Raw genomic sequence first — 25,775 nt, 5'->3', positions numbered from 1 at the left:
CATGGCGCGTTCTCCGGGCGCCAGACAGCAAAACGCCGGCATAAGCCGGCGTTTTATCAATCGCTTAATCTTTCGATTAGGCTTCAGCCACCACGATAACATTCAGGGTAGCGAAAACTTCGCTGTGAACCTGGATGCTGACATCATGGTCGCCGATGGTGCGCAGCACACCGTTAGGCAGGCGCACTTCACTTTTGGCGACGTTGACGCCGGCAGCGGTGATGGCGTCGGCGATGTCGCGCGTACCGATAGAACCGAACAGTTTACCTTCGTCGCCTGCTTTAGACGCAACGGTAACACTTCCCAGTTCAGTGATTTTATCGGCGCGAGCCTGGGCCGCGGCCTGAACTTCAGACAGCTTGGCTTCCAGCTCAGCACGACGCTCTTCAAAATACTCAACGTTTTTCTTGGTGGCCGGAACGGCTTTACCTTGCGGTACCAAGTAGTTACGGGCATAACCCGCTTTAACGTTAACTTGTTCGCCTAAGCTACCCAGGTTGGCAACTTTATCAAGCAGAATAACTTGCATTACCTTATCCTCTCAAAGTCTTAGTGGACAGTGACCGATTACTGATGACGATCAGTGTACGGCAACAGAGACAGGTAGCGCGCGCGTTTGATCGCACGGGCCAACTGGCGTTGGTATTTGGCACGAGTACCGGTGATACGGCTCGGGACAATTTTACCGCTTTCGGTGATGTAGTTTTTCAGCGTAGCGATGTCTTTATAGTCAATCTCAATAACGCCTTCCGCGGTGAAACGGCAGAATTTGCGACGACGGAAATAACGTGCCATTTGGCTAGTCTCCAGAATCTATCAATTCAATCTGCTCGGCATGCAGGACCATTTTATTCAGCCCATTGCGGCCTTGATGGCTGCAAATGAAACCGTGGATGGTGAGCTGCGTACCGACCGTTATACTGCGAGTAATCTCTTGCGATTGTTTTCCACTGACCACCACGGGCATACGGCACCATGCTTGCCGTGAAAAACCGGCTTCCTGTTGCTGCGAGCGGTGCTCAAGCACAAACTGGCAGTGAGGAATACCCGACGGACTGACCTTTCGAATGGGTGCCTTGCACACGGTGCCGGACAGCATCAGACGGTTCGCCGTCATCATCGATTACTCTTCAGAATCCCCAGCATCATTGTCATCGTTGGCTTCGGTGGCGAAATCTTCACGGCGATCGCGGCGTTCATCTTTTGCTTTGACCATCGGGGAGGCTTCGGAAACCGGATGTTTAACGCGCATGATCATGCTGCGAATAACGGCGTCGTTGAAGCGGAAGTTTGTTTCCAGCTCATCGATCACTTCCTGCGAGGCTTCTACGTTCAACAGAACATAGTGGGCTTTGTGCAGTTTATTGATCGGGTAAGCCAGTTGACGGCGGCCCCAGTCTTCCAGACGATGAATGATGCCCTGCGCGTTGGTGATAACACCGGTATAACGCTCGATCATTCCTGGAACCTGTTCGCTTTGGTCAGGATGAACCATAAAAACGATTTCGTAATGACGCATACAGAATTGCTCCTTACGGATTATTCAGCCTCCTGTCAGGGTCAACCGCGGCCCATGGAAGCAAGGAACGTGATAATTGTGCGGCTGAAAAATGACGCGCAATCTTACATTTATGCGGCGGCAAATACAAGGACCGATGCGCAGGGAAAGCGGCGGTGAACGGGCACAGTTATATAGAAAAGCATTAATTAGCAAAAAAACTATTCAATATGTATGTTTTTTGTTCAAAAAAACTGATTTATTCAATCAATAAAGTGTTATTTCCCTCCCCTGCGCGCTGGCATATACTGTTTAATAATAAATCACTGGCGACGGTGAACAGTCGCCGGCGGCGCCGGGATAAGGCGGCGATAGAATCCCCAACACCAGGGAATCATCAATAATTATAAAGTAAGTTTATTTTAGCCCCCCTGTGGGGCTTTTTTATTGGCCGTCGATGCCGGATGCCGGGTTAAAGGTGCCGCCCGAAAAACGTCACTGCGGCGGACAGCGCGGTTACCGTAATTTTATGGCCGATGCCGGGTTCGGTGAGGTATGTCGCCTGATGAGGCCCACGCGCCTCCAGCGCCTGGTACAGGCGGCGGCTTTCCGTGGCCGGGACCAGTGGGTCGGCTTCGCCATGCCAAATCAACAGCGGCCGGTTTGCCAGCTTCTCGAGCTGATGGAAGACTTCGTAGCCGGCCAGGGGGGCCATCTGGCGCTCAAACTCTTTTTGCCCGGCGCTTGACGTTAGCGCCACGGGCGGGAACAGGGTTTTCGCCAGCCGCAGATAATCTCCCGAGCCCATAAAGTCCGCCGCCACGCGCAGCCAGTCATAGCGCGCCATAGCGCCCAGCGCGGTCATGCCGCCCATGGACGCGCCGCATACGCCGATGCGTCCGTCATCGATAAGCCCCCGCTGCTGGTAATGTGTTTTCATGGCGGGCATCTCGTCGATATTAGCGCGTAGAATTGCCCAAAAATGGGCCAGGCGCTGCTGCTCGTCGCCGTCAAACCGCGCGCCGTGCATGGCGGCATCCGGGAGGATAACGCGAAATCCGGCCTTTGCCAGGGCATAACCAAAATAGCTGTATACCTCTTTTGACGAGGTATAGCCGTGGTAAAAGAAAATTGTCGGCAGCGGCAGCGGGTATCCCCCCGCCGGCACCGCATGGATGACGTCGATACCGCCGACGGACTCCTGATGCATTTCAACCATATTGCCCCCCCTTCACATTATTCTTTTATACTATCTCTATCTCACTGCGTTGTTTTTTTATGGCCGACATTGATGAAACCACTTTACCCTATAATCCTGCTCCTGAGCATGCTGACGGCGGGCTGCAGCGTGCTTGAAGGCAAGCCGGTCCCGCCGCCTGCGCCCACCGCCCAGGCGCAGGAAATCAGCCGCAATCAGGCCGGCACCTTGACCAAAATAGGCCGGATCGCCGTCGAGGAACGCGGCAGCCCGATGGATGCCGAAGCTGCGCTGCGCGCGCAGGCCAATGCCCGCCAGGCCCGCTATTATCAGATCATTATGCTGTCGGAAGACGTTATCGCCGGCATCTGGCGCGGCGAGGCCATTTTATATCGTTAAGCGGGAAGGGTCATGGCGCCGGACGCTCGCCGCCAGCCACGTTGTCCGGCGCCGGCGGCGGCAGGCCCATTCAGGGAAGCTGGCGCTGGCGCACGGCCTCAAACAGGCAAACGCCCGCCGCCACGGAGACATTAAGCGACGAGACCGAGCCCGCCATCGGGATACCGATCAGCTCATCGCAGTGCTCGCGGGTCAGGCGGCGCATGCCCTCGCCTTCCGCGCCCATGACCAGCGCCAGCGGGCCGGTCAGCTTGCTTTGATACAGATGATGATCCGCCTCGCCCGCGGTGCCGACGATCCAGACGTTGTGTTCCTTCAACATGCGCAGGGTGCGCGCCAGGTTGGTGACGCGGATCAGCGGTACGGTTTCCGCCGCGCCGCTGGCCACTTTCTTGGCGGTGGCGTTGAGCTGCGCCGAACGATCGCGCGGCACGATAACCGCATGTACGCCGGCGGCATCGGCGCTGCGCAGGCAGGCGCCGAGGTTATGCGGGTCGGTAATACCGTCCAGCACCAGCAGGAAAGGCGCGGCATGCTGTGCCAGCAGCCCCTCCAGATCATTTTCCTGCAGCTGGCGCCCTTCCTGCACCCTTGCCACTATGCCCTGGTGCACCGCCCCTTCCGCGGCCTCATCCAGCCATTGGCGATTGGCCACCTGGATGACGATACCGTTGGCTTCCAGCGCCACCACCAGCTCATGCAGGCGGCGATCGTCGCGGCCCTTCATGATATACACATCGAGAAAACGCTGCGGATCGCGTTCCAGTAAAGCTTTAACGGCATGAATACCGTAAATGATTTCGCTCATGTTGCTCTTTTATCACCGAATGGGCCGTAACGGCCCATGGATTAAGGTCTGCCGGCGGTCGCCGGCACGCTGGCGCCCGGACTTATTGCTGGTCCGGCTTGCTTTCTGCGCCGCTTTTTTTCCTGCTGCGCCGTGGTTTGCTGGCCGACGGCTTTTTAGGCGGGTTATCGCCGGTGGCGGCGTCCGACGCGCCTGCGCTGGCCGCCCTGGACGGCGCGCTTTTAGGTTTGCTCCCTTTGCCATCGTTCGGCCGAAAGGCGCTGTCCGGTTCGAAGTTACCCGCCTTTGGGCCGGAGCGGCGGCGGCGCGGCGGCTTGCCGTCGCTACCGGTGCCGCCAGTGGCGCCGCGTGCGGCCTGCTGCGTGCGCACACGTTCGGTTTTACCCGCGCCTCTGGGCTGCCGCTTGCTGGAGATCAGGGAGAAATCGATTTTACGCTCATCCATATGGACCGCCTCAACCTTGATTTCCACCACGTCGCCGAGGCGATAGACCCGTCCGCCCGACTCGCCAATCAAGCGCTGGCCGATATTGTCATAGCGGTAATAATCGTTATCCAGGGTTGAAACGTGCACCAGGCCGTCGATAAACAAATCATTCAGACGCACAAAAAAGCCAAAGCCGGTGACGCTTGCGATAATGCCGCTGAAGGTCTGGCCGACGTGATCCTGCATAAAGTCACATTTCAGCCAATCGGCCACATCGCGGGTCGCTTCGTCGGCCCGCCGCTCGTTCATGGAGCTTTGCTGGCCCAACTGCAGCATTTCCGCCATTTCGGCATGCCAGCCGCCGGTAGGGGTGGACCGGCCTTTGGCCTCGCCTTCCTGCTTCGCCAGCAGATATTTAATACTGCGGTGCAAAGACAGATCCGGATAACGGCGGATGGGCGAGGTAAAGTGCGCGTAAGCCTGCAGCGCCAGACCGAAGTGACCACGGTTTTCCGGGTCGTAAATCGCCTGTTTCATCGAGCGCAGCAGCATGGTTTGCAGCATCTCGTGATCCGGACGCGTGGAGACGATATTCATCATCTCGGCGTAGTCTTTCGGCTCCGGTTTAATCCCGCCGCCCAGCGTCAGGCCCAGTTCGGCCAATACGGTGCGCAGCGCGGTGATATGATCGTTGCTGGGACGGTCATGCACCCGGTACAGCGCCGGCTCGTCGTTTTTCTCGACAAAACGCGCGGCGGCGATATTGGCCAGGATCATGCATTCTTCAATCAGTTTGTGCGCGTCGTTGCGCTTCACCGGTTCGATGCGATCGATGCGGCGCTCGGCGTTAAAGATAAACTTGGCTTCGTCGGTTTCAAACGAGATGCCGCCGCGCTGTACCCTGGCCTGTTCCAGCGTCTGGTACATTTCATGCAGCGTTTGGATCGGCTTGACCAGCGGATGGTAGTGCTCGCGCAGTTCCCGATCGCCCTGCAGGATCTGCCATACCTTGGTATAGGTCAGCCGCGCATGGGAATTCATCACCGCCTCGTAAAATTTATAGGAGGAGAGCCGTCCCTGCGCGGAGATGGTCATTTCGCAGACCATGCATAAACGGTCCACCTGCGGATTCAGGGAACACAGGCCGTTGGAGAGTTTTTCCGGCAGCATCGGGATGACCTGCGACGGAAAATACACCGACGTGCCGCGACCGCGCGCCTCATTGTCCAGCGGCGTATTGGGACGGACGTAATAACTGACGTCGGCGATGGCCACCCACAGACGCCATCCGCCGCCGCGTTTCTTTTCGGCGAACACGGCGTCATCGAAATCGCGGGCATCCTCGCCGTCGATGGTCATCAGCGGCAGGCTCCGGAGATCCACCCGCCCGCGTTTTGCCGCCTCGGGCACCTCTTCCTTCAGCTCCGCGACCTGGCTTTCCACTTCCGGCGGCCAGACATAGGGAATATCATGGGTACGCAAGGCGATATCCACCGCCATGCTGGTACCCATATTGTCGCCCAGCACCTCCACCACCTTGCCGACCGCCTTGGTGCGCCGCGTGGGGCGCTGGGTCAGTTCGACCACCACCACAAAACCCATGCGCGCGCCGCCGGTGCTTTCCGGCGGGATCAGGATATCAAAACTCAACCGGCTGTCGTCGGGCACCACAAAGGCGCTGCCGGCGTCGGTAAAATAGCGGCCGACAATCTGGCTGGTCTTGGGCACCAGCACGCGCACAATGCGCGCTTCGCGCCGGCCTTTACGATCGGACACCAGGGGCTGCGCCATTACCACGTCGCCATGAATGGCCATTTTCATCTGTTCCGCGGACAGGTAAAAATCGTCTTTGCTGCCTTCCACTCGTAAAAAACCAAAACCATCGCGATGGCCGATAACCGTGCCACGCAGCAAATCCAGGCGTTCAGGCAGCGCATAGCACTGCCGGCGGGTAAAAATCAGCTGGCCGTCGCGCTCCATGGCGCGCAGGCGGCGGCGCAGGCCTTCAACCTGGTCTTCGCCGGTAATGCCCAAATCCTGCGCCAACTCTTCGCGACTGACGGGCGTTTCCCGTTTGGCCAGGTGCGCCAGGATAAACTCCCGGCTGGGGATGGGAAATTCGTATTTTTCTGCCTCTCGTTCGAGAAAGGGATCTTGTGACATGCGCTACCTCCATTGTCCAAAACAGGTTGCTGTGCCGATATCATTCAACAAGCAATAATGTGTAGAGCGGCGGATTTCCTGTTTTAAACAGCTGGCTGGGACGATTCAACCACGTTCCGCACAACATCCACGCTATATCCGCACTACAACAGATCAATATTATTGATCAGGGTTTACGTCCTGCTAACCGCACTTCTGCTATCCCTAACAGCGGGCATGGCGACAAGAGGACAGATAACAAGAAAACGATGGTAATAAGAGTAACCTTTAGGAACCAATCAGGCTATAAGACTTGTCAACTGCTGGGGAGGAGACAGGGGCTACCGACGGGCTAACTTATTGATAATAAATATAAAACCGGGCAATGCCCGGTTTGTTACATTTTTTGGCTTTTACGATTTAACCGCGATCACGCGTCAAAAGGATCACGTAAAATCATGGTTTCCGTGCGATCCGGACCGGTAGAGATAATATCAACCGGTACGCCGGTGACTTCCTCGACACGGCGAATATAACGCCTGGCCGCTTCCGGCAGCTTATCAAACTCTTTTACGCCGAAGGTGGATTCGCTCCATCCCGGCAGGCTTTCATAGATAGGTTCGATACCTTCCCATCCTTCGGCCGCCAGCGGGGTGGTCTTAAGTTCGCGGCCATCCGGCATGCGGTAGGCAATGCAGATTTTCACTTCCTTCAGGCCGTCAAGCACATCAAGCTTGGTCATGCAGAAACCGGAAAGAGAGTTAATCAGCACCGCGCGGCGCACCGCAACCGCGTCCAGCCAGCCGGTACGGCGGCGGCGGCCGGTGGTCGCGCCGAATTCGTTGCCTTTGGTGCAAAGGTATTCGCCGACGTCATCGAACAGCTCGGTGGGAAAGGGGCCTGCGCCGACACGCGTGGAATAGGCTTTAACAATGCCCAGCACGTAGTCTACATAACGCGGGCCGATACCCGAGCCGGTGGCAACGCCGCCCGCGGTGGTATTGGATGAGGTGACATACGGATAGGTACCGTGATCGATATCCAGCAAGGTGCCCTGGGCGCCTTCAAACATGATCAGCTCGCCGTTTTTACGGGCGGTGTCCAGCAGCTCGGACACATCAACCACCAGGCCGGTGAGGATATCGGCAACCGCGAGAACGTCGTCAAGGATGGTCTGGTAGTCCACCGCTTCCACTTTATAATAATTCACTAGTTGGAAGTTATGGTATTCAACAATTTCCTTAAGCTTGGTGGCGAAGGTGGTTTTGTTGAACAGATCGCCGACGCGCAGGCCGCGGCGCGCAACTTTATCTTCGTAGGCGGGGCCGATGCCGCGTCCCGTGGTGCCGATGGCTTTGTCGCCACGGGCTTTCTCACGCGCCATATCAAGAGCAACATGGTAGGAAAGGATCAGCGGGCAGGCTTCGGAGATCAGCAAACGTTCACGTACCGGTACGCCGCGCGCTTCAAGTTCGCCCATCTCTTTCATTAAGGCTTCCGGCGATAATACGACGCCGTTGGCAATGATGCTGGTTACGTTTTCACGCAAAATACCAGAGGGGATCAAATGAAGTACGGTTTTTTCACCGTTGATAACTAAAGTATGACCGGCATTGTGTCCGCCTTGGTAGCGAACCACATATTTTGCCCGTTCAGTCAGCAGGTCTACGACCTTGCCTTTACCTTCGTCACCCCATTGGGTGCCCAGTACGACAACGTTCTTACCCATCTCTCAATTCACCAGATTGCTTAAAAAAGGATTCTAACATCTCAGTCCCGGGCTTTCAGTACTTTTTAACCTCAGGCCGGACTGTTTTTTATCTGTGCGATCATCCTCCCATTCTGCTTCGCAACATGTAGTAGATTACACCGCCGGCCACCACTAGACCGCCGCCGAAGCGACGTAATAATTTATCCGGCAGCGTGGTCATGGCGCCGATCATTTTGCGCCAGGCGCCCGGAAACAGCAGAGGACCGAGGCCTTCCAGCACCAATACCAGCCCCAACGCCATCCATACAGTAGGATTCATGACGACCTCATAAAAAAAAGGCCCGTACAAACGGGCCCGTACTTGATAACAATACCGTGTTAACCCTGGCAGGAGCGCGCCAACACCCATCGCCAAGCAGGCGTGTTAAAGGGAGACCCCATGGCAGGGTAGGCCCGCGCCAACACCCATCGCCAGGCAGGCGTGTTAAAGGGAGACCATGCCGATGGGGTCGAATCGGGCGTGACTTTCCCGCCCGACCGAGACCCCATGGCAGGGTAGGCCCGCCAACACCCATCGCCAGGCAGGCGTGTTAAAGGGAGACCATGCCGATGGGGTCGAATCGGGCGTGGCTTTCCCGCCCGACCGAGACCCCATGGCAGGGCAGGCCCGCCAACACCCATCGCCAGGCAGGCGTGTTAAAGGGAGACCGTGCCTGGGGTTTAGCAACTCAACGACCCAACGGCGTCGTGGTGGTCGTGGCCGGTGATTTCATAAATCGGAAGAAATCACTATCCGGACTCAGCACCATGATGTCGTTATTGCTGCTAAAGCTGTTCTCGTAAGCCCGCAGGCTGCGGATAAAAGCGAAGAACGCCGGATCCTGGCTAAACGCGTCGGCAAACAGCCGGGCGGTTTCCGCATCGGCCTCGCCTCGGGTGATAAGCGCGGTACGCTCAGCCTCCGCCAGCGTACGGGTCACTTCATAGTCCGCGGCGGCGCGCAGCTTTTCCGCCTCTTCCTGTCCCTGCGAGCGATGGCGACGGGCTACCGCCTCACGCTCCGCCCGCATCCGCTGGAAAATGGCGTCCGACACTTCGGCCGGCAGGCTGATCTGCTTAATACGCACATCCACCACTTCGATACCCAGCGCCGCCATGCTGTTCGAGTTCACCGCCGGCTGCGCGCCCTTGGTTTCCCGTTCCACACGCGCCGCCGCCGACGCTATAGCGTTATCCGCCGCGGTGGTTTCCACCTCGCCATCGCCCGCGGTCCCGCTGTTAAGCGCCTCGCGCACATCGGTCATCAGACGGTTACGCGAATCGGTAACGATCCCTTTCACGTCCAGACGGCCCAGTTCGGAACGCAACCGGTCGCTGAATTTACGTTTCAGCAGCACCTCGGCCTGGGACACATCGCCCCCGCCCGTCGCCAGGTAATACCGGCTGAAGTCGCTGATACGCCATTTGATATAGGAATCGACAATCAGATCTTTCTTTTCCATGGTGACGAAACGATCGGCCTGGTTTTCCATGGTCTGGATACGCGCGTCAAGGGTTTTTACCGTTTCGATAAACGGAATCTTGAAATGCAGGCCGGGCGAGAAGATTTCCGGCTTGTTTTCGCTATCGCGCAATACCTTGCCAAAGCGCAGCACGATGCCGCGCTGGCCTTCCTGCACCACGAACAACGAGGCGTACAACACCACCAGCGCCACGACAACAATAAGGATTAAAGGCTTACGCATCGGTTATTCCCTCCCTACGCGAGTGGTGGTGTCACGCTGGGCGTTGGCCCTGCGCTGGTCCATGACGGAACCGGAACCGCTGTTTTCATTCTGGCCCGGCTCCGCCACTCCAGCGGCGTTGACGGACAGCGGCGGCAGGCGCAGCAGGGTACTGGCGCTGGTATCCTTACGGCTGGCGTCGGGGGCCGGCGGATTGCGCAGCAGTTGATCCAACGGCAGCACCATCACATTGTTGCCGCCTTTATCGTTCACCAGAATTTTACGGGTATGGCTCAATAAACGCTCCATCGAGTCGATGTAAAGACGCTCGCGGGTAATTTCCGGCGCGGCTTTGTATTCAGGCAACAGCTTGGCGAAACGCTGCACCTCGCCTTGTGCCTCCAGCACGGTGCGGGTCCGATAGGCGCGGCCTTCCTCAAGGATGCGCTGGGCCTGGCCGTTGGCGCGTGGCTGCACCTCATTGGCGTAGGCTTCGGCTTCACGAATATACTGCTGCTCGTTTTCGCGGGCGGCAATGGCATCGTCAAACGCGGCTTTGACTTCCTCGGGCGGGCGGGCGGCCTGGAAGTTGACGTCCAGCAGGGTAATGCCCATGTCGTAAGGACGGATGGTTTCTTCCAGCACACGCTGCGTATCGCTTCTGACCACGGTACGACCCTCGGTGAGGATACGATCCATGGTGTATTTGCCGATCACGCCGCGCAGGGCGCTGTCGGTTGCCTGGCGCAGGCTGTCATCGGCATTGGTGACGCTGAACAGATAGCGCTCGGGATCGGTAACCCGGTACTGCACGTTCATTTCCACGCGCACCACGTTTTCATCGGCGGTCAGCATCACGCCGGAGGCGGCCAGCTCCCGTACCGATTCGACGTTCACGGCCACCACCTGATCAATAAAGGTGGGTTTCCAGTTCAGGCCGGGCTGGACCAGGCGATCGAATTTGCCAAAACGTGTGACAACCCCGCGCTCCGCTTCCTTGATGGTATAAAAACCGCTGCCGGCCCAGATGATGACCACCGCCAGGACAGCGAGACCGACATAACGGCCGCCGCGCGCGGGACCGCTGACGCCGCCGGTGCTATCCGGTGACTTCTTGCCGCCGAACCCACCCAGCTTCTTGCCGAGCTTACGGAAGATATCGTCCAAATCGGGAGGTCCTTGTTCACGTCCGCCTTTATTATTATTTCCGCCAGAGTTGCCGCTATTATTATTGCTGCTCCCCCACGGGTCGCGGTCATGTCCGTTATTACCGGGCTGATTCCACGCCATGTTTTAGCTCCATTTTACTTAATTAGTAGTCTTCAGGCTTTTGTTCCCAAAGGACGGTCAGACAAGATAGTCCGCCAACTCGTTTTCCTGCTTGCAAAGACGACGCCAGTCGATGATGGGTAACCGGACTATCAAACCCATGCTGCCGTCGTCTTCGATCCATTCTTTTTCAATTGCCTGAAGCTGGTAGAACCTGCTGCGTAGACGTCCCGCCTGCGGAGGCAAGCGCAGCTCGTGCTGAGCAATCTCGCCCGACAGGCGCTCGGTCAGCGCCTGAAAAAGCAACGGAATTCCTTCACCGGTCTGGGAGGACAACCATACCCGTACCGGCACATTTTCCTCATTGCGATCGATACGCGGCACAAAATCGTCCAGCATATCGATTTTATTCATGACTAATAATTCCGGTATTTCATCCGCGTCTATTTCAGCCAGCACCGCATCCACGGCGGCGATATTTTCCTGGCTGCGCACATCCGACGCATCCACGATATGCAGCAATAAAGTGGCTTCGCGCGTTTCCTGCAGCGTGGCCTTAAACGCCGCCACCAGATCATGGGGCAAATGGCGGATAAAACCGACGGTATCCGCCAGGACCGTATCGCCGACATCGTCGACTTCTATACGCCTGAGCGTGGGGTCAAGGGTGGCGAATAACTGGTCTGCGACATACACCCCCGCCTGGGTCAGCCGGTTAAACAGGGTGGATTTACCGGCATTGGTGTATCCCACCAGCGATACCGTGGGGACATCGGCGCGGTTGCGGGCGCGGCGCCCCTGCTCGCGCGTTTTTTCCACCCGCTCCAGGCGCGAGAGTATCAGAGTAATGCGGTTGCGTAATAACCGGCGGTCGGTTTCAAGCTGGGTTTCACCCGGCCCGCGCAAACCGATACCGCCTTTTTGCCGCTCAAGGTGGGTCCATCCCCGCACCAGGCGCGTGGCAAGATGACGCAATTGCGCCAACTCAACCTGCAGCTTACCCTCATGGGTACGCGCGCGCTGCGCGAAGATATCCAGAATCAGTCCGGTTCGGTCGATAACACGGCATTGGCACAGGCTCTCAAGATTTCGTTCCTGGGCCGGCGACAACGCATGGTCGAATAATACAACAGACGCACCACTGGTTTTAACCGCTTCGGCGATTTCAACGGCCTTTCCCTCACCGACATAATATTTGGGGTGGGGTGCCTTGCGGCTCCCGGTGATGACGTGCAACGCTTCTACCCCGGCGGAAGATACCAGCGACTCAAATTCCTGTAGATCTTCCGTGTCTTTGTCTTGTGAGAAAAAAATGTGAACCAGTATGGCCTGCTCACCGGTATCGTAACGGTCAAACAAGCGTACAACCTCTCAAACGGATAATCCGCAGTTGTAACGGAGCCTTAGCGTCAGCGACACGCTAAAGCACCGCGGTATGGTTAAGCCGGATGCGCCTTATTCGACGTCATCACTTTCCTGGGGCTGTGCAGGCGCCGCAGGATTGCTGCCATGATGATAATTGCTGCTGCTGGCACCACTGGCCGGATTGTTATTGTGATGCGACACCGCACGCGATGGTACTACCGTAGAAATGGCATGCTTATAAACCATCTGACTAACCGTGTTTTTCAACAAAATGACAAACTGGTCAAATGACTCAATCTGGCCCTGCAATTTGATACCATTCACCAAATAAATAGAAACCGGAACCCTTTCCCGACGCAATGCGTTCAAGAACGGATCTTGCAAAGATTGCCCCTTAGCCATTCTATCTTTTCCTTATGTGCTTGTTGTTTGTAACAAGAACCATGTGTGGCTCTAAAATTAACGATGTAAAAAAAAACGCGTTCAGTACTTTTCAATTGTACACAATCACCCGACCTATGCACTAACAACCTGTAATACCGTATCTAAGGCTGAATGGGGCTTATCACTATCGAGCCAGTGCACTGACCGCCAACCGCGCAACCATGTCATTTGGCGCTTGGCCAACTGACGGGTTGCGCAAATCCCACGAAACACCATTTCATCGTAATCGATTTCACCTGAGAGATATGACCACATCTGGCGATAACCCACACAACGGATGGAGGGCAGATCGGCGTGCAAATCTCCGCGCAGGTAAAGCGCCCTGGCCTCCTGCTCGAAACCGGCGGCCAGCATCTGGTGGAAACGTTGCTCGATACGCTGATGCAACTCTTCGCGGTTTTGCGGCGCAATCGCAAACTGATGAACCCGATAAGGCAATGCTTCGCCAGATATTTTCGTCAGTTCCGTTAGAGTTTTACCTGAAACGAAAAAAACTTCCAGTGCTCTGGACAGTCTCTGGGGATCATTAGGATGAATACGCGTTGCCGCCACCGGATCAATCGTCTGCAACTGACGATGCATAGCCTCCCATCCCTTAAGACCCGCTTCCAGGGCGATACGTTCCCTAATTTCAGGATTTGCCGGGGGCAAGGGGGATAATCCCTCGAGCAACGCCTTGAAATAGAGCATTGTACCGCCAACCAGTAACGGCATACGTCCGGATGCGGTGATTTCTGACATCGCCTGCAGCGCATCTCGGCTAAAATCCGCTGCCGAGTAGGCTTGCGCCGGATCTTTAATGTCGATGAGCCGATGCGGCGCCTGCGCCAGTTCTTCCGGTCCGGGTTTTGCGGTGCCGATATCCATGCCACGATAGATCAGCGCCGAATCCACGCTGATGATCTCTACGGGCAAATGCCGGCAAAGCGCCATGGCCAAGGCGGTTTTACCCGAGGCGGTCGGCCCCATCAGGAACAGGGCCGTGGGACGGTGCGCGTCGTTCATCACGTCACTCATGCTTCAGGGCCTCTACGGCGGCCTCGAGATCCAGCATCACCAGCAGGTCGCCGGGCGGATTTTTAACCCATTGCGGACACAGCCGCTCTACCTCGGCGAGCAGTTGGATTGCCTGGGAAAGGCTCCAGTCATGCTGCTCGCTGCTCAACCGGCCGGCGATCCAGCCGGCGATAATGTCGGTGGAAACCGCTTCCTTTCCCGACAGATAGCCTAACAGTTCTGGAATCAAGTTTTGTAAATTTTGTTGGCGTAATGGTAAAGGTACGCCATTAAGCGTGGCCTGAAGCTGATGAACCTGCAATTGAATCCCCAGTTCAGTCAATAAAGCCTGATGGCGATGGTAGGCGGCCACTTCGGGCTCTTGCAGCGCCATGCGCAAGGGAATCAACAGCGGCTGCGCGCGCAGCCCTTCGCCCTCCGGCGTCAGTTGCCGGCGCTTGAGGCAGCGCTCCGCCACCGGCAGTGCGATAAGCGCCAGGCGCCGGCGAAATTCCACCAGGGCATAACAGGGCGGGTAAATGGACAATACCCGGCCGAAACTCTGCGCGTCGCCGGTATCATCCGGCGCGGCGGTCGACGGCAGCGCCGCGGTTTGGCGCGCATCACGCCCCCCTGCCGCGCGATCCTCCCGCGCCGGCGCGCCCGGCTGGATCAGCCGCCGGTATAATTCGCCCTCTTTTTTCTGGTAACCGGGGCCGGCGGGATAAGCCGCCGCCGGTTCGCGCAGGGCGCCCCTGCCGGACGCCCCCGCAGACACGGCCCCCCGGGCCGGGCCACCGGCGCGCCCCGGGCGTTCGGCGGCGGGGAATAGCGGCGCCGTGGCGGGGGCGGTCAGGGTATTTTTACCCGCGGCCTGGCGATTTTCCGGCGACCAGTGCGCGGCGGATTGCGCCTCGTCATTGAGGGGCAGCGCCGGCGCGGCGCTTTGTTGCAGCACCGAAATAATGGCCTGGTAAATAAAGTCATGCACCAGGCGCGCCTGGTGGAAACGCACCTCATGCTTGGCCGGATGGACGTTGACATCCACCTGATGCGGGTCCACCTCGAGATACAGCACAAACGCCGGCTGCTGGCCTTCGGTCAGTTGCTCCAGATAGGCCTGGCGGATGGCATGGTTAATCAGCTTATCGCGCATCATGCGCTGGTTAACGTAACAATATTGCATTTCCGGCAGCTCGCCGCCGCCGCGGGGGTCGGCAACCCAACCGCGAATGGTCAGATCGCCATGGCTCCACGACACCGCCAGCGCGCGCTGCACAAAAGCCGGTCCGCACAGACTGCCCAGCCGGCGCAGATGCTGGGCTTCCTGGGTCACCGCGCGATATTGCCGCACCGGCTTGCCGTTATGCGTAAGGGTAAAGGTCACGTCGAAACGCGCCAGGGCGATGCGTTTTACCACCTCGTCGATATGGGCGAACTCGGTTTTTTCGGTGCGCATAAATTTGCGCCGCGCCGGCGTATTGTAAAATAAGTCCAGCACTTCCACCGTCGAGCCCACCGGATGCGCGGCCGGCTTCAGGGTCACGTCCATATCGCGGCCTTCGGCATAGGCCTGCCAGGCTTCGCTCTGCGCCTCGGTGCGCGAGGTCAGGGTCAGGCGCGACACAGAGCTGATGCTGGCCAGCGCTTCGCCGCGAAAACCCAGGCTGACGATCGCCTCGAGATCGTCGAGCGTAACAATTTTACTGGTGGCGTGGCGCGCCAACGCCAGCGCCAGCTCGTCTTTATCGATGCCGCAGCCGTTATCGCGGATGCGGATAAGCCTGGCGCCGGCTTTTTCAATATCGATATCGATGCGGGTGGCCCCGGCGTCCAGGCTGTTTTCCACCAGTTCCTTCACCACGGACGCGGGGCGTTCCACCACCTCGCCCGCGGCGATCTGGTTGGCTAGCTGTGGCGGCAGCACCTGAATGGGCATGACGGCATTACCTCTGGCATTATGCGGGTGGAATAATCAACGTCTGACCTAACATGACATTATCGGATTTAAGCTTATTAACGCGTTTCAGGGTATCGCTGCGCACCCCATATTTTGCGGCAATGCCGGTCAGCGAATCCCCCACCGCCACTTTATGACGGCGCGCGCGGGCGGCCTGCGTTTGTTGCGGCACGGCGCCCGCCGGAATTTTCAGCCGCTGTCCTACCCAGACGACATCCCGTTTCAGTTTATTCAGATCGCGCAGCGCGGCCATGCTGACGCCATATTGCGCCGCGATGCCGGACAGGGTCTCGCCCCGTTGCACGGTATGGCGGGTCACCGTTGCCGATGCCGCCGCGCCGCCCGCGGGCTGTACCGCGCCGGCGGTGGATTGCGACACCGCCTGCACGCCGCTGGCGCCGGCATCCATCGCCGAACTGACGCCCTGCGGCCGGTTCTCCAGCTTCGGACCGTTTTGCTGCGGATGCGACGCGAAATACGCCCGCAGGCCGAGATAAATGGCGTTGGCAATTTTATCCTGGTAATCACTGCTGCCCAACAACCGCTCTTCGCCGGTATTGCTGATAAAACCGGTTTCCACCAGAAGCGATGGAATATCCGGTGAACGCAATACCCCAAGGCTTGCATGCTCCGGCCGCGCTTTATGCAGCGAGCCGACGTTGCGCAACTGCCGCAGCACCCGGGTGGCGACGTCGTACCCTACCCGCTGTGAATGGCCGAACTGCAAATCCAGCACCGCCTGGCTGAGATACGGATCGGCGGCGCTGTTGGCCAGCAAATCCCCCGCGCCGCCGAGCAGTTCCGATTGCTTTTCATGCTGTTCCAGCCAGTTGCCCATTTCGCTATTGGCGCGGCGGTTGGACAAGACCCAAACCGACGCGCCGTTGGCGCTGCGGTTTGGCGCGGCATCGGCATGTATCGACACCAGCACGCTGGCGCCCTGTTTACGCGCCACATCGGAGCGGCCCATGACCGAGATAAAATAATCGCCGTCGCGGGTCAGCGCCGGCCTGAACATCGGATCGGCATCCAGCAGCGCTTTCAGTTTGCGGGCAATGGCGATGGTGACATTCTTCTCCTTCAGGCCGTTTGGCCCGATGGCGCCGGGGTCCTGCCCGCCGTGCCCCGCATCGATGGCCACCACCACCCGATCGCCGGTCGCCACCGCGCGCCGCGGTCCCCGTGCGGCAGGCGCCGCGTTGGCGGGCGCGCCGTCAAACGGATTGTCCTGCGCCGCCGGCGTCACCGCGCGGGTAACACGCGCGCGATTTGGCGACGGGGTAACCTGCGCGGGCCTGGCCTGCGCCGGCCGGGGCTGTCCGGTCAAGGTAAAGACCAGGGTATAGCGGCCGTTCTCTTGTGCGGCGGCGGCCTGCACGCGCGATTTGCGCGTCAGTTCAAACACCAGCCGGATACTCTGCGCGTCGGGCGCCTGGCTGCTGCGAATGCGGCTGATGATGTTCTGGCCGTTAAAGTTCAGCGGCAACCCTTGGGCCACGGCGCTATCGCGGATATCCACCACCACCCGTTCCGGATTGTGCAGTGAAAAGAAGGCATACACCGGCTGCGCGGCAAAACCCAGCGTCACCGTCGAGCGCTCGTCGCCGTTGGTCACATTGATATCGCTGAGGTTTGCCGCTAACGCCTGTCCCATCAGGCACCCGAACACAATGAATAAAATCGTCCTGATCTTCAGCATCATGAATGATTTTCCCGGCGTGACGCCAGCCGCGCCAGGATATGCGCGCCGCGATCGGATCGGGACTCCAGCTGCGCCTGGCGCCCGGCGCCGACATACTCAAGCGACAGGACGATATCGGCGTCAGGCAGTATTCCCTGGCCTTTCTGGGGCCATTCCACCAGGCACAGGGCATCCTGATCGAAATAATCACGCACGCCCATAAACTCCAGTTCTTCAGCATCCGCCAGACGGTAAAGGTCGAAATGATAGACCGTCCTCGGCGTTAATTCATAAGGTTCGACCAGGGTGTATGTCGGGCTTTTCACATTGCCCGCGTAGCCCAGGGCGCGTAAAAAACCGCGGCAAAACGTGGTTTTGCCGGCGCCCAGATCGCCATAGAGATAAATCACACAGGATTGTCGGCAGGCCGCGGCCAGCGCCGCGCCTAATGCTATGGTCGCCGTTTCGTCCGGCAAAGGTAATACACGTTTGTCCATGTCTGATTTCTATGCGATACGTTCAGGATTAACAAATTGAGATAACGCGGGCAGCAAATCCGTGGCCAGCATACCCCGCGTTCCTTTTTCCGCCGCCAGCTGGTCGGCGGTGGCGCCATGCACGACACAGCCGGCGCAGGCCGCGTCATACAGCGGCAGTTTCTGCGCCAGCAAACCGCCGATAATGCCCGACAGCAGATCGCCCATGCCGCCCGAGGCCATGCCGGCGTTACCGACATCGGCGACGGCCATGCGGCCTTCATCGTCGGCAATAAGCGTGCCGGCGCCTTTCAGGACCACCACGCCGCCGTACCGTTTAATGATATTTTTCGCCGCGAGTAAGCGGTCACTTTCAATGTCGCCTACCTTAGTATTCAGCAGGCGGGCGGCCTCCCCGGGATGCGGGGTGATAATACGATTGTGACGTTTCTGTGGGTTGAATGCCAGCAGGTTAAGCGCATCCGCATCCCACAACATAGGTTTAGTGCAGTTTTCCACAACGCGCAGCGCATTTTTCCCCCACTCCGTCTGGCCCAGCCCCGGGCCGATGACAATGACGTCCGCCCACTCGAGCCCCTGGCGCAGGGACGCGTCGTTAAGGGGCTCGACCATCAGTTCCGGGCGGGCGGTCAGCAACGATGCGATATTTTCCTCACGGGTCAGTACCCGCACCAGGCCGGCGCCGGCGCGCAGCGCCGCCTCTCCGGTCATGCGAATGGCGCCGGACAGGCCGCGATCGCCGCCGACGATCAGTAAACGCCCGTTATCCCCTTTATGGGAACAGGGATCGCGCGGCGTGAGCCAGCGCGTCAGCTGCGAAGCGGTCAGCCGTTCCATAACCGGCGCCTGGCGCGCCAGCCAGGGCGCCAGTCCCAGGTCGTCATAGTGCAGCCGTCCGGTCACGCTGCGCGCTTTGCCGGTCAGCAAACCGGGCTTGAGGGCGATAAAAGTCAGGGTATGCGCCGCGTTTATCACCGCCCCCGCCACCGCGCCGGTTTGCGCATTCAGGCCGGAGGGAATATCCAGCGCGACGACCGGGGCGGCATGGCCGTTAGCCGCCGCGATAAGGGTGCTATAAGGCGCGCGCGGGGCCGCCGCCAGGCCGGTGCCCAGCAAACCGTCGATAATCACGTCCGTCCGCTCCGGCCAGACGGCGTCGGCCCCCAGGACCGTCCCGCCGGCATCCAGCCACGCCTGGCGCGCCAGCCGGGCCTGTTCCGGCAGCGGGTGGGTCCCCTTACACTCGATAAGCGTTACCTGCCTGCGTTGCGACCGGGCCAGGCGCGCCACCACGTAGGCGTCGCCGCCGTTATTGCCGTGGCCGGCCAGGATCAGGTAATGGCCGGCAAATGGATAAAGCCAGCTCAGGGCGCGCCAGGCGGCGGCCCCCGCGCGCTCCATTAATTCATACAGCGTTACCCCGGCAAGATCCGCCGCCTCCGGTTCCCAGCCCCGCAGCCACTCCGCCCCGTAGACGGAATGTGGTAAACTTGCAGAGCTTGTTTTCTTTTTATGGTCCGCCATGTCATACCCTTTTGATCTTTTGGAATTAGCCCGGCTTATCAAGCAATGGGGGCGGGAACTGGGTTTTCAACAGGTCGGCATCTGCGATACCGATCTGGCCGCCCATGAGCCCGCCTTGCAAACCTGGCTGGACAACCAGTATCACGGCGAAATGGCCTGGATGTCCCGTCACGGCATGCTGCGCGCGCGCCCCCATGAATTGCTGCCCGGGACCCTGCGGGTCATCAGCGTCAGGATGAATTACCTGCCGGCCGGGGCCGCCTTTGCCCGTACCCTGAATAATCCCCGTATGGGTTATGTTAGCCGCTATGCGCTGGGACGCGACTATCACAAGGTTTTACGTCGGCGTCTTAAGCAGTTGGGCAACAAAATTCAGGATTGGTGCCAAGGGGTAAACTTTCGGCCGTTTGTCGACTCAGCGCCGATCATGGAGCGCCCCCTGGCCGCCAAGGCCGGCATCGGCTGGGTTGGTAAACACTCGCTAATCTTGAATCGCGAGGCCGGCTCCTGGTTTTTCCTCGGGGAATTACTCATCGACTTGCCCCTGCCCGTAGACCAGCCCCAGGAGGAACAATGCGGGCGCTGCGTCGCCTGCATGACCACCTGCCCCACCGGCGCCATTGTCGCGCCCTACCAGGTGGATGCGCGCCGCTGCATTTCTTATCTTACCATCGAACTGGACGGCGAGATCCCCGAGGCGCTGCGTCCGCTGATTGGCAACCGCATCTACGGTTGCGACGATTGCCAGCTAATCTGCCCGTGGAACCGTTTTTCCCAATTAACCGACGAGCCGGACTTCAGCCCCCGGGCGGTACTGCATACCCCGGAATTACTGGCATTGTTTGCCTGGGACGAGGCGCGGTTCCTGCGCGTTACCGAAGGGTCGGCCATCAGGCGCATCGGCCATTTGCGCTGGCTGCGCAACGTGGCGGTAGCCCTGGGCAATGCCCCTTATGAAGATAATGTCGTGCTCGCCCTGCGGGAACGGCTGGGCGAAAACGCCATGCTTGACGTGCATATACGCTGGGCCATCGATCAGCAACTGCTGCGGCGGGACGCCGGGACGGTCAGCGTACAGACCGCGCAGCAAAAGCGGCTGGTAAGGGCGATTGAAAAGGGTTTAGTTCGCGACGCGTAAGCCGCGGCAGCTGATTATAGCGCAATGTTTTAAAAATTCCCGCCTGTGGATAAAATTAAAAAACCGTTGGCAATCAAGCACGCTAAAAAAGGCAATAGGCGCCACCGACGTTTTTAAATAAATTTTAATTGATAAATATCAAAGGACTAAACTTTTCTTTTGATCTGAACACTGGTAAGGGAAAATTATTATTACGAGGCTGCGCTGTGGATAACTCTGTTCAAAACATTTTGGCCCGCGCTGTAACCGCCGCGATGCGCAAATGCATGATAGCCATTGAATGTAAGCGGATTTTGATGTTGGAGCGGGAAACGAGGCTCGAACTCGCGACCCCAACCTTGGCAAGGTTGTGCTCTACCACTGAGCTATTCCCGCTTTATGTGTGACTGAGTAACGTCTGGCTGTCTGTTGCGGGAATGACCCTGGGTCATCACGTCGACCGCCGATAAAAAACATCTGCCGAGCAAAGGCGCCTTTTCGAAACGGCTGCTTTCAACCATTTGAAATAGAAAGCTTTTTTTACAAATCCCCGCTCAGGAATGGACGAGATTATGGACTGATACCCTAAGAGAGTCAATAACTCGGCGGAAATTTATTGTCTCTCCCCGGCGAACCGTAGACGGCGATTTACCCGTTACGGCAACGGAAGGGCGGGTGGTGCGTTTACATTACGGCGCGCGACCGGCGACCTGAACCGTTATCCGGGACGGGCCGGCCGCCGGCCTTATTCCCTTGGCGAATTGCCTTGCTTTTTGTAACATCCAACCACGTCAACTGCTATCAGGACTATACCAATGCACACATCCAACACCCTGCGCGCGGCGCTCGACAGCCGCCGCCTGTTTACCGCCATGGCCGCGCACAATCCGCTGGCGGCGCGGCTTGCCGAGGAAGCGGGTTTTGACGGTATCTGGGGCAGCGGCTTTGAACTGTCGGCGAGCTATGCGGTGCCCGATGCCAACATCCTGTCGATGGGCACCCATCTGGAGATGATGCGCGCCATCGCCGCCACCGTGTCGACGCCGCTTATCGCCGATATCGACACCGGCTTCGGCAATGCGGTGAACGTCAGCTACATCATTCCGCAATACGAGGCCGCCGGCGCAGCGGCCGTGGTGATGGAAGACAAGACCTTTCCCAAGGACACCAGCCTGCGCGCGCAGGGCCGCCAGGAACTGGTGCGCATCGAGGAATTCCAGGGCAAGATCGGCGCCGCGATCGCCGCCCGGCGGCACAAGGATTTTGTCGTTATCGCCCGCGTGGAGGCGCTGATCGCGGGGCTGGGCCAGGACGAAGCCCTGCGCCGCGCCGCAGCCTATGAGGAAGCCGGCGCGGACGCCATCCTGATCCACTCCAGGCAGAAGACGCCCGACGAGATCCTGGCCTTTATCGCCGCCTGGACAGGCAGGGTTCCCCTGGTGCTGGTGCCCACGGCGTATCCACAGCTTACCGAGGCCGATATCGCCGCCAGCGGCAAGGTGGGCATCGTGATCTACGGCAATCACGCCATTCGCGCCGCCGCGGGCGCGATGCGCGCCGTGTTCGCGCAGATCCGCCGTGACGGCGGCATACAGAATGTCGACGCCACCCTTCCCGCGGTCAAGGATATCATCACCTGGCAAGGGGATGCTTATATGCGCGCTATTGAAAAACGCTTTTTGCGCTGAGGCGTTCACGGCGCTGACCGTGGTATGGCCTGCCTGCGGGGAGGGATGTCGGGGGGCGTGCCGGGACTGCAATGAAAAATGCCACAGGGCTTTCGCCCTGTGGCATCTATCCGTCACCGCCCTGAACGGGCGCCCGCGACGTACTAATTGGAGCGGGAAACGAGGCTCGAACTCGCGACCCCAACCTTGGCAAGGTTGTGCTCTACCACTGAGCTATTCCCGCATTGTTATTCTGAATCACTTTTTTATGCCGGAAGGCATTTTTTCTTTATGCATCGCGTTTTGTCATGCCGACGAAACCCGATGTTGCAATGTTTGGAGCGGGAAACGAGGCTCGAACTCGCGACCCCAACCTTGGCAAGGTTGTGCTCTACCACTGAGCTATTCCCGCTTTTTATGCTCTATCACCGAGTGATAAAGTCCACGTCTATCGCTGACGCTATATTCCGATTACGCACGCGGCCACGACAATATTTTGCACCGGTACGGGGAGCGCATTATACGAGAAAACATTTTCCCTGCAAGCCCCGACGGGCAAAAATCTGCGCTTTTCGCTCAACTGCCGATAAAAACAGCAATATGGCGTTTTTACCGGCAATCAATGAAACATCAGCGGCTTATCCGCGCGGCCAGTGAGCGGCGCGGCGCCGGCGATAAATAATCAAAGACGAATAAAATGCTCGCGGTAATAGGCCAGTTCCGCCACCGACTCGCGGATATCATCCAGGGCCTGGTGGCTGCTGTTTTTGGTCAGCCCCTCCAGGATTTGCGGTTTCCAGCGCCGTGCCAGTTCCTTAAGCGTGCTGACATCCAGGTAACGATAGTGGAAATAGGCCTCCAGTTCCGGCATATAGCGGAACAGGAAACGACGGTCCTGGCCGATGCTGTTGCCGCAGATGGGCGATTTCCCGGCGGGCACCCATTCCCGCAGAAACGCCAGCGTTAACGCCACCGCACCGTCCTCGTCGATACGGCTGGCCCGGACGCGTTCCACCAGGCCGCTGGCGGTATGGGTGCGCACGTTCCACTCGTCCATGACGGCCAGTTGCTCTTGCGTCTGATGCACGGCCAATACCGGGCCTTCCGCCAGGATATTCAGGTTGGCGTCCGTCACCAGGCTGGCGATTTCAATAATGCGATCGCGTTCGGGATCAAGCCCGGTCATTTCCAGATCGATCCAAATCAGGTTGTTGTCATTTACCGGCATGATTTTCTCGTTGCTAAGGTTTCACGGCGTTTCTGTTAGAATACTGTGTATCATAGACGTTTTCATCGCCACGGGCGATTCATGAGCTACAAGTGAGGCACGGTGACTAAAAATAAACTGTCCAAAGGCCAGCAGCGGCGCGTACAGGCAAATCATCAGCGCCGCCTGAGAACCGATCGCGGCGTCGATTGGGATGACTCGCTTTTAGGCCAGGCCCAGGAAGGCACGGTCGTCAGCCGCTTCGGCATGCACGCCGACGTGGAAGCCGCGGACGGTATCATACACCGCTGCAACCTGCGCCGCACTCTTGGCTCGGTGGTGACCGGCGATCGGGTGGTCTGGCGGCCCGGCAGCGAGGCCTCATCGGGCATCAAGGGCATCATTGAGGCGATTCATCCCCGGACCTCGGTGCTGACGCGGCCGGATTTTTACGACGGCGTCAAGCCCATCGCCGCCAATATGAACCAAATCGTGATTGTATCGGCCATCTTGCCGGAGCTGTCGGTGAACATTATCGACCGCTATCTGGTGGCCTGCGAGACAGTGGAGGTTGAACCGCTGATCGTACTCAATAAAATCGATCTGCTGGACGCAAAGGAACGGGCCTGGGTGGACGCCACCATGGAAGTCTACAGCCGGATAGGCTATCGCGTGCTGATGGTATCGAGCCAGACGCGCGAGGGGATGGCAGGGCTTGAGGCGGCATTGACGGATCGCATCAGCATCTTCGCGGGGCAGTCCGGGGTGGGCAAATCCAGCTTGCTTAATGCCCTGCTGCCTCCTGAACACGCGCAGATCGTGGTCAATACCGTGTCCGATAACTCGGGACTCGGCCAGCACACCACCACCACGGCGCGCATGTATCATTTCAAAAGCGGCGGCCAGGTTATCGACTCCCCCGGCGTGCGGGAATTCGGCTTATGGCATCTGGAACCAGAACAGGTCACCCAGGGATTTATTGAATTCAGGCCGTATCTGGGCAACTGTAAATTCCGCGACTGCCGGCATGATACCGATCCGGGCTGCGCCATCCGCGCCGCCGTGGAGAGCGGCGACATTTCCGCCATTCGTTTCGAGAATTATCATCAGATACTCGACAGCATGTCGCAGGTAAAAACACGTAAATCCTTTTCCGAAACGGATCACTGACATTTATCCTGAGCGCCGCTACAATTTCTCCCGGTTCGTTGTTGTTTCACCCACGCATGTACGAGGTTTCTGTGCTCGATAGGATCAAAATAGCATTGCAGTATTTATTGCCCAAGCGTTGGCTGACCCAATTGGCCGGCTGGGGGGCCGAACTGCAGGCAGGTTGGCTGACGAAACTGGTCATCGATCTGTTCGTGCGGGTTTACCGGGTGGATATGCAGGAAGCGCAGCAGCCCGATACGTCGGCCTACCCGACTTTCAACGCTTTTTTTGTCCGGCCGCTGCGCGATGACGCGCGTCCCATCGACAGCGATCCCGACACGCTGGTCATGCCGGCGGACGGTATCATTTCCCAATCGGGACCGATAGCGGGCGAACAGGTTTTTCAGGCCAAGGGGCATCACTATAGCCTGGAAGCGCTGCTGGCGGGCAACGAGCGTCTGGTCGAGCTCTTTCGCGACGGCGCGTTTGTCACCACCTATCTTGCGCCGCGCGATTATCACCGGGTGCATATGCCCTGCAACGGCATCCTGCGGGAAATGATTTATGTGCCGGGCGAGCTGTTTTCGGTCAATCCGCTGACCGCGGCCAATATACCGAACCTGTTCGCCCGCAACGAACGGGCGATCTGCGTATTCGACACCGATTTTGGACCGATGGCGCAAATCCTGGTCGGCGCCACCATTGTCGGCAGTATCGAGACCACCTGGTCCGGCGTGGTGACGCCGCCGCGCGACGGCATTATCAAGCGCTGGCGCTATCCGACGGCGGATGAAGACGGTGCGGTGGTATTTCTGAAAGGCCAGGAGATGGGGCGGTTTAAGCTTGGCTCCACGGTGGTGAACCTTTTTGCCAAAGGCGGCGTTTCCCTGGGCGATCATCTTCACAGTCGCGCGGCAACCCGCGTCGGCGAACGTCTCGCCACCGGCATCGTCCAGGCGGACAGTCCGTTGCCTTAACCGGCCCGGAGC

At 58.6% G+C, this 25,775-nt stretch carries 24 protein-coding genes and 3 tRNA genes; 5 read left to right on the top strand and 22 right to left on the bottom strand.

Annotated elements, in window-relative coordinates:
* Positions 1-76: 76 nt before the first annotated feature.
* The 5 genes from rplI to yjfP all read right to left on the bottom strand — a co-directional run bounded on the left by rplI (position 77) and on the right by yjfP (position 2,717).
* Entirely contained in the window at positions 77-529 is a 453-nt protein-coding gene (gene rplI / locus ACL2XQ_RS02990) for a 50S ribosomal protein L9 (protein ID WP_410016543.1), read from the bottom strand.
* Between the two features lie 38 nt (positions 530-567).
* Positions 568-795: a 30S ribosomal protein S18 gene (gene rpsR, locus ACL2XQ_RS02985; protein WP_048637617.1), complete on the bottom strand. Its 228-nt coding sequence runs from the start codon at positions 793-795 to the stop codon at positions 568-570.
* A gap of 4 nt (positions 796-799) precedes the next feature.
* The gene (gene priB, locus ACL2XQ_RS02980; RefSeq protein WP_331120002.1) at positions 800-1,117 is read right to left on the bottom strand and encodes a primosomal replication protein N; all 318 of its coding nucleotides are present in this window, start codon (positions 1,115-1,117) and stop codon (positions 800-802) included.
* Between the two features lie 6 nt (positions 1,118-1,123).
* Positions 1,124-1,519, bottom strand: a complete 396-nt coding sequence (gene rpsF / locus ACL2XQ_RS02975) for a 30S ribosomal protein S6 (RefSeq protein ID WP_162364108.1) — start codon at positions 1,517-1,519, stop codon at positions 1,124-1,126.
* 451 nt (positions 1,520-1,970) lie between these two features.
* Positions 1,971-2,717 carry an esterase gene (yjfP, locus tag ACL2XQ_RS02970; protein WP_413740046.1) on the bottom strand — a complete coding sequence of 249 codons (747 nt, stop codon included), beginning with the start codon at positions 2,715-2,717 and terminating at the stop codon, positions 1,971-1,973.
* Positions 2,718-2,789: 72 nt separating this feature from the next.
* Here yjfP and bsmA point away from each other — a divergent pair, with 72 nt between their 5' ends.
* The gene (gene bsmA / locus ACL2XQ_RS02965; RefSeq protein ID WP_413727190.1) at positions 2,790-3,095 is read left to right on the top strand and encodes a biofilm peroxide resistance protein BsmA; all 306 of its coding nucleotides are present in this window, start codon (positions 2,790-2,792) and stop codon (positions 3,093-3,095) included.
* Positions 3,096-3,165: 70 nt separating this feature from the next.
* Here the strand turns inward: bsmA and rlmB are convergent, their stop codons facing one another.
* The 13 genes from rlmB to nnr all read right to left on the bottom strand — a co-directional run bounded on the left by rlmB (position 3,166) and on the right by nnr (position 19,643).
* Positions 3,166-3,903 carry a 23S rRNA (guanosine(2251)-2'-O)-methyltransferase RlmB gene (gene rlmB / locus ACL2XQ_RS02960; RefSeq protein WP_410016546.1) on the bottom strand — a complete coding sequence of 246 codons (738 nt, stop codon included), beginning with the start codon at positions 3,901-3,903 and terminating at the stop codon, positions 3,166-3,168.
* An 82-nt stretch (positions 3,904-3,985) separates the two neighbouring features.
* On the bottom strand, positions 3,986-6,493 hold the full coding sequence (gene rnr / locus ACL2XQ_RS02955; RefSeq protein ID WP_410016547.1) for a ribonuclease R: 2,508 nt from the start codon (positions 6,491-6,493) through the stop codon (positions 3,986-3,988).
* Between the two features lie 409 nt (positions 6,494-6,902).
* Positions 6,903-8,201 carry an adenylosuccinate synthase gene (locus ACL2XQ_RS02950; protein WP_413722083.1) on the bottom strand — a complete coding sequence of 433 codons (1,299 nt, stop codon included), beginning with the start codon at positions 8,199-8,201 and terminating at the stop codon, positions 6,903-6,905.
* Between the two features lie 100 nt (positions 8,202-8,301).
* Entirely contained in the window at positions 8,302-8,502 is a 201-nt protein-coding gene (locus ACL2XQ_RS02945) for a DUF2065 family protein (protein WP_410012152.1), read from the bottom strand.
* A 409-nt stretch (positions 8,503-8,911) separates the two neighbouring features.
* On the bottom strand, positions 8,912-9,928 hold the full coding sequence (hflC, locus tag ACL2XQ_RS02940; RefSeq protein ID WP_410012153.1) for a protease modulator HflC: 1,017 nt from the start codon (positions 9,926-9,928) through the stop codon (positions 8,912-8,914).
* Positions 9,929-9,931: 3 nt separating this feature from the next.
* Complete coding sequence (gene hflK / locus ACL2XQ_RS02935) at positions 9,932-11,197, bottom strand: FtsH protease activity modulator HflK (RefSeq protein WP_410012154.1); 1,266 nt, start codon at positions 11,195-11,197, stop codon at positions 9,932-9,934.
* Positions 11,198-11,254: 57 nt separating this feature from the next.
* Complete coding sequence (gene hflX, locus ACL2XQ_RS02930; RefSeq protein WP_410012156.1) at positions 11,255-12,535, bottom strand: ribosome rescue GTPase HflX; 1,281 nt, start codon at positions 12,533-12,535, stop codon at positions 11,255-11,257.
* Between the two features lie 96 nt (positions 12,536-12,631).
* On the bottom strand, positions 12,632-12,943 hold the full coding sequence (hfq, locus tag ACL2XQ_RS02925) for an RNA chaperone Hfq (protein ID WP_331121869.1): 312 nt from the start codon (positions 12,941-12,943) through the stop codon (positions 12,632-12,634).
* Positions 12,944-13,057: 114 nt separating this feature from the next.
* A complete protein-coding gene (gene miaA, locus ACL2XQ_RS02920) occupies positions 13,058-13,990 on the bottom strand; it encodes a tRNA (adenosine(37)-N6)-dimethylallyltransferase MiaA (protein WP_410016631.1) in 933 nt (310 codons plus the stop codon).
* Between the two features lie 4 nt (positions 13,991-13,994).
* A complete protein-coding gene (gene mutL, locus ACL2XQ_RS02915) occupies positions 13,995-15,920 on the bottom strand; it encodes a DNA mismatch repair endonuclease MutL (protein WP_413740045.1) in 1,926 nt (641 codons plus the stop codon).
* Positions 15,921-15,939: 19 nt separating this feature from the next.
* Positions 15,940-17,643, bottom strand: a complete 1,704-nt coding sequence (amiB, locus tag ACL2XQ_RS02910; RefSeq protein ID WP_413740044.1) for an N-acetylmuramoyl-L-alanine amidase AmiB — start codon at positions 17,641-17,643, stop codon at positions 15,940-15,942.
* Entirely contained in the window at positions 17,640-18,119 is a 480-nt protein-coding gene (tsaE, locus tag ACL2XQ_RS02905; protein ID WP_413740043.1) for a tRNA (adenosine(37)-N6)-threonylcarbamoyltransferase complex ATPase subunit type 1 TsaE, read from the bottom strand. Before tsaE ends, amiB begins: the two co-directional genes overlap by 4 nt.
* A gap of 9 nt (positions 18,120-18,128) precedes the next feature.
* Positions 18,129-19,643, bottom strand: coding sequence for a bifunctional ADP-dependent NAD(P)H-hydrate dehydratase/NAD(P)H-hydrate epimerase (gene nnr, locus ACL2XQ_RS02900; RefSeq protein ID WP_410012160.1), 1,515 nt, complete (start codon positions 19,641-19,643; stop codon positions 18,129-18,131).
* On the opposite strand from nnr, the gene queG reads away from it, so the two are divergent.
* Positions 19,642-20,781, top strand: coding sequence for a tRNA epoxyqueuosine(34) reductase QueG (gene queG / locus ACL2XQ_RS02895; RefSeq protein WP_410012161.1), 1,140 nt, complete (start codon positions 19,642-19,644; stop codon positions 20,779-20,781). The two genes, nnr and queG, sit on opposite strands and share 2 nt — an antisense overlap.
* A 300-nt stretch (positions 20,782-21,081) precedes the next feature.
* Here the strand turns inward: queG and ACL2XQ_RS02890 are convergent.
* Positions 21,082-21,156: transfer RNA gene (locus tag ACL2XQ_RS02890), tRNA-Gly, on the bottom strand.
* Between the two features lie 419 nt (positions 21,157-21,575).
* Here ACL2XQ_RS02890 and ACL2XQ_RS02885 point away from each other — a divergent pair.
* Positions 21,576-22,448 (top strand): phosphonopyruvate hydrolase, encoded by an 873-nt coding sequence (locus ACL2XQ_RS02885; RefSeq protein ID WP_413722079.1) that lies wholly within the window; start codon positions 21,576-21,578, stop codon positions 22,446-22,448.
* Between the two features lie 148 nt (positions 22,449-22,596).
* On the opposite strand, the gene ACL2XQ_RS02880 is transcribed toward ACL2XQ_RS02885, so the two are convergent.
* The 3 genes from ACL2XQ_RS02880 to orn form a co-directional block, all read right to left on the bottom strand.
* A tRNA-Gly gene (locus tag ACL2XQ_RS02880) sits at positions 22,597-22,671 on the bottom strand.
* Positions 22,672-22,764: 93 nt separating this feature from the next.
* Positions 22,765-22,839 (bottom strand) — tRNA-Gly (locus tag ACL2XQ_RS02875).
* A gap of 270 nt (positions 22,840-23,109) precedes the next feature.
* Positions 23,110-23,655, bottom strand: coding sequence for an oligoribonuclease (gene orn, locus ACL2XQ_RS02870; protein WP_413740042.1), 546 nt, complete (start codon positions 23,653-23,655; stop codon positions 23,110-23,112).
* Positions 23,656-23,757: 102 nt separating this feature from the next.
* Between orn and rsgA the strand changes: the two genes are divergently transcribed.
* Both rsgA and asd read left to right on the top strand, forming a co-directional pair.
* On the top strand, positions 23,758-24,804 hold the full coding sequence (rsgA, locus tag ACL2XQ_RS02865) for a small ribosomal subunit biogenesis GTPase RsgA (RefSeq protein ID WP_413722077.1): 1,047 nt from the start codon (positions 23,758-23,760) through the stop codon (positions 24,802-24,804).
* A 71-nt stretch (positions 24,805-24,875) separates the two neighbouring features.
* Positions 24,876-25,763: an archaetidylserine decarboxylase gene (gene asd, locus ACL2XQ_RS02860; RefSeq protein ID WP_410012165.1), complete on the top strand. Its 888-nt coding sequence runs from the start codon at positions 24,876-24,878 to the stop codon at positions 25,761-25,763.
* The last annotated feature ends 12 nt before the right edge of the window (positions 25,764-25,775 follow it).

This window comes from Sodalis sp. RH14, assembly GCF_047324285.1.
Lineage (GTDB): Bacteria > Pseudomonadota > Gammaproteobacteria > Enterobacterales > Enterobacteriaceae > Acerihabitans.
The sequence above is the reverse complement of the archived record's forward strand: the minus strand, read 5'-3'. Positions and strand labels throughout refer to the sequence as shown.

What these genes read in the sequence shown, in the direction of transcription:
- hfq (WP_331121869.1), bottom strand. Translation starts at nt 12,943, where the DNA reads ATGGCTAAGGGGCAATCTTTGCAAGATCCGTTCTTGAACGCATTGCGT.
- ACL2XQ_RS02885 (WP_413722079.1), top strand. Translation starts at nt 21,576, where the DNA reads ATGCACACATCCAACACCCTGCGCGCGGCGCTCGACAGCCGCCGCCTG.
- rpsR (WP_048637617.1), bottom strand. Translation starts at nt 795, where the DNA reads ATGGCACGTTATTTCCGTCGTCGCAAATTCTGCCGTTTCACCGCGGAA.
- queG (WP_410012161.1), top strand. Translation starts at nt 19,642, where the DNA reads ATGTCATACCCTTTTGATCTTTTGGAATTAGCCCGGCTTATCAAGCAA.
- rpsF (WP_162364108.1), bottom strand. Translation starts at nt 1,519, where the DNA reads ATGCGTCATTACGAAATCGTTTTTATGGTTCATCCTGACCAAAGCGAA.
- yjfP (WP_413740046.1), bottom strand. Translation starts at nt 2,717, where the DNA reads ATGGTTGAAATGCATCAGGAGTCCGTCGGCGGTATCGACGTCATCCAT.
- hflK (WP_410012154.1), bottom strand. Translation starts at nt 11,197, where the DNA reads ATGGCGTGGAATCAGCCCGGTAATAACGGACATGACCGCGACCCGTGG.
- nnr (WP_410012160.1), bottom strand. Translation starts at nt 19,643, where the DNA reads ATGGCGGACCATAAAAAGAAAACAAGCTCTGCAAGTTTACCACATTCC.
- rplI (WP_410016543.1), bottom strand. Translation starts at nt 529, where the DNA reads ATGCAAGTTATTCTGCTTGATAAAGTTGCCAACCTGGGTAGCTTAGGC.
- ACL2XQ_RS02950 (WP_413722083.1), bottom strand. Translation starts at nt 8,201, where the DNA reads ATGGGTAAGAACGTTGTCGTACTGGGCACCCAATGGGGTGACGAAGGT.
- hflC (WP_410012153.1), bottom strand. Translation starts at nt 9,928, where the DNA reads ATGCGTAAGCCTTTAATCCTTATTGTTGTCGTGGCGCTGGTGGTGTTG.
- mutL (WP_413740045.1), bottom strand. Translation starts at nt 15,920, where the DNA reads ATGCCCATTCAGGTGCTGCCGCCACAGCTAGCCAACCAGATCGCCGCG.
- rlmB (WP_410016546.1), bottom strand. Translation starts at nt 3,903, where the DNA reads ATGAGCGAAATCATTTACGGTATTCATGCCGTTAAAGCTTTACTGGAA.
- miaA (WP_410016631.1), bottom strand. Translation starts at nt 13,990, where the DNA reads ATGAACGACGCGCACCGTCCCACGGCCCTGTTCCTGATGGGGCCGACC.
- rnr (WP_410016547.1), bottom strand. Translation starts at nt 6,493, where the DNA reads ATGTCACAAGATCCCTTTCTCGAACGAGAGGCAGAAAAATACGAATTT.
- ACL2XQ_RS02945 (WP_410012152.1), bottom strand. Translation starts at nt 8,502, where the DNA reads ATGAATCCTACTGTATGGATGGCGTTGGGGCTGGTATTGGTGCTGGAA.
- amiB (WP_413740044.1), bottom strand. Translation starts at nt 17,643, where the DNA reads ATGATGCTGAAGATCAGGACGATTTTATTCATTGTGTTCGGGTGCCTG.
- tsaE (WP_413740043.1), bottom strand. Translation starts at nt 18,119, where the DNA reads ATGGACAAACGTGTATTACCTTTGCCGGACGAAACGGCGACCATAGCA.
- orn (WP_413740042.1), bottom strand. Translation starts at nt 23,655, where the DNA reads ATGCCGGTAAATGACAACAACCTGATTTGGATCGATCTGGAAATGACC.
- bsmA (WP_413727190.1), top strand. Translation starts at nt 2,790, where the DNA reads ATGAAACCACTTTACCCTATAATCCTGCTCCTGAGCATGCTGACGGCG.
- priB (WP_331120002.1), bottom strand. Translation starts at nt 1,117, where the DNA reads ATGACGGCGAACCGTCTGATGCTGTCCGGCACCGTGTGCAAGGCACCC.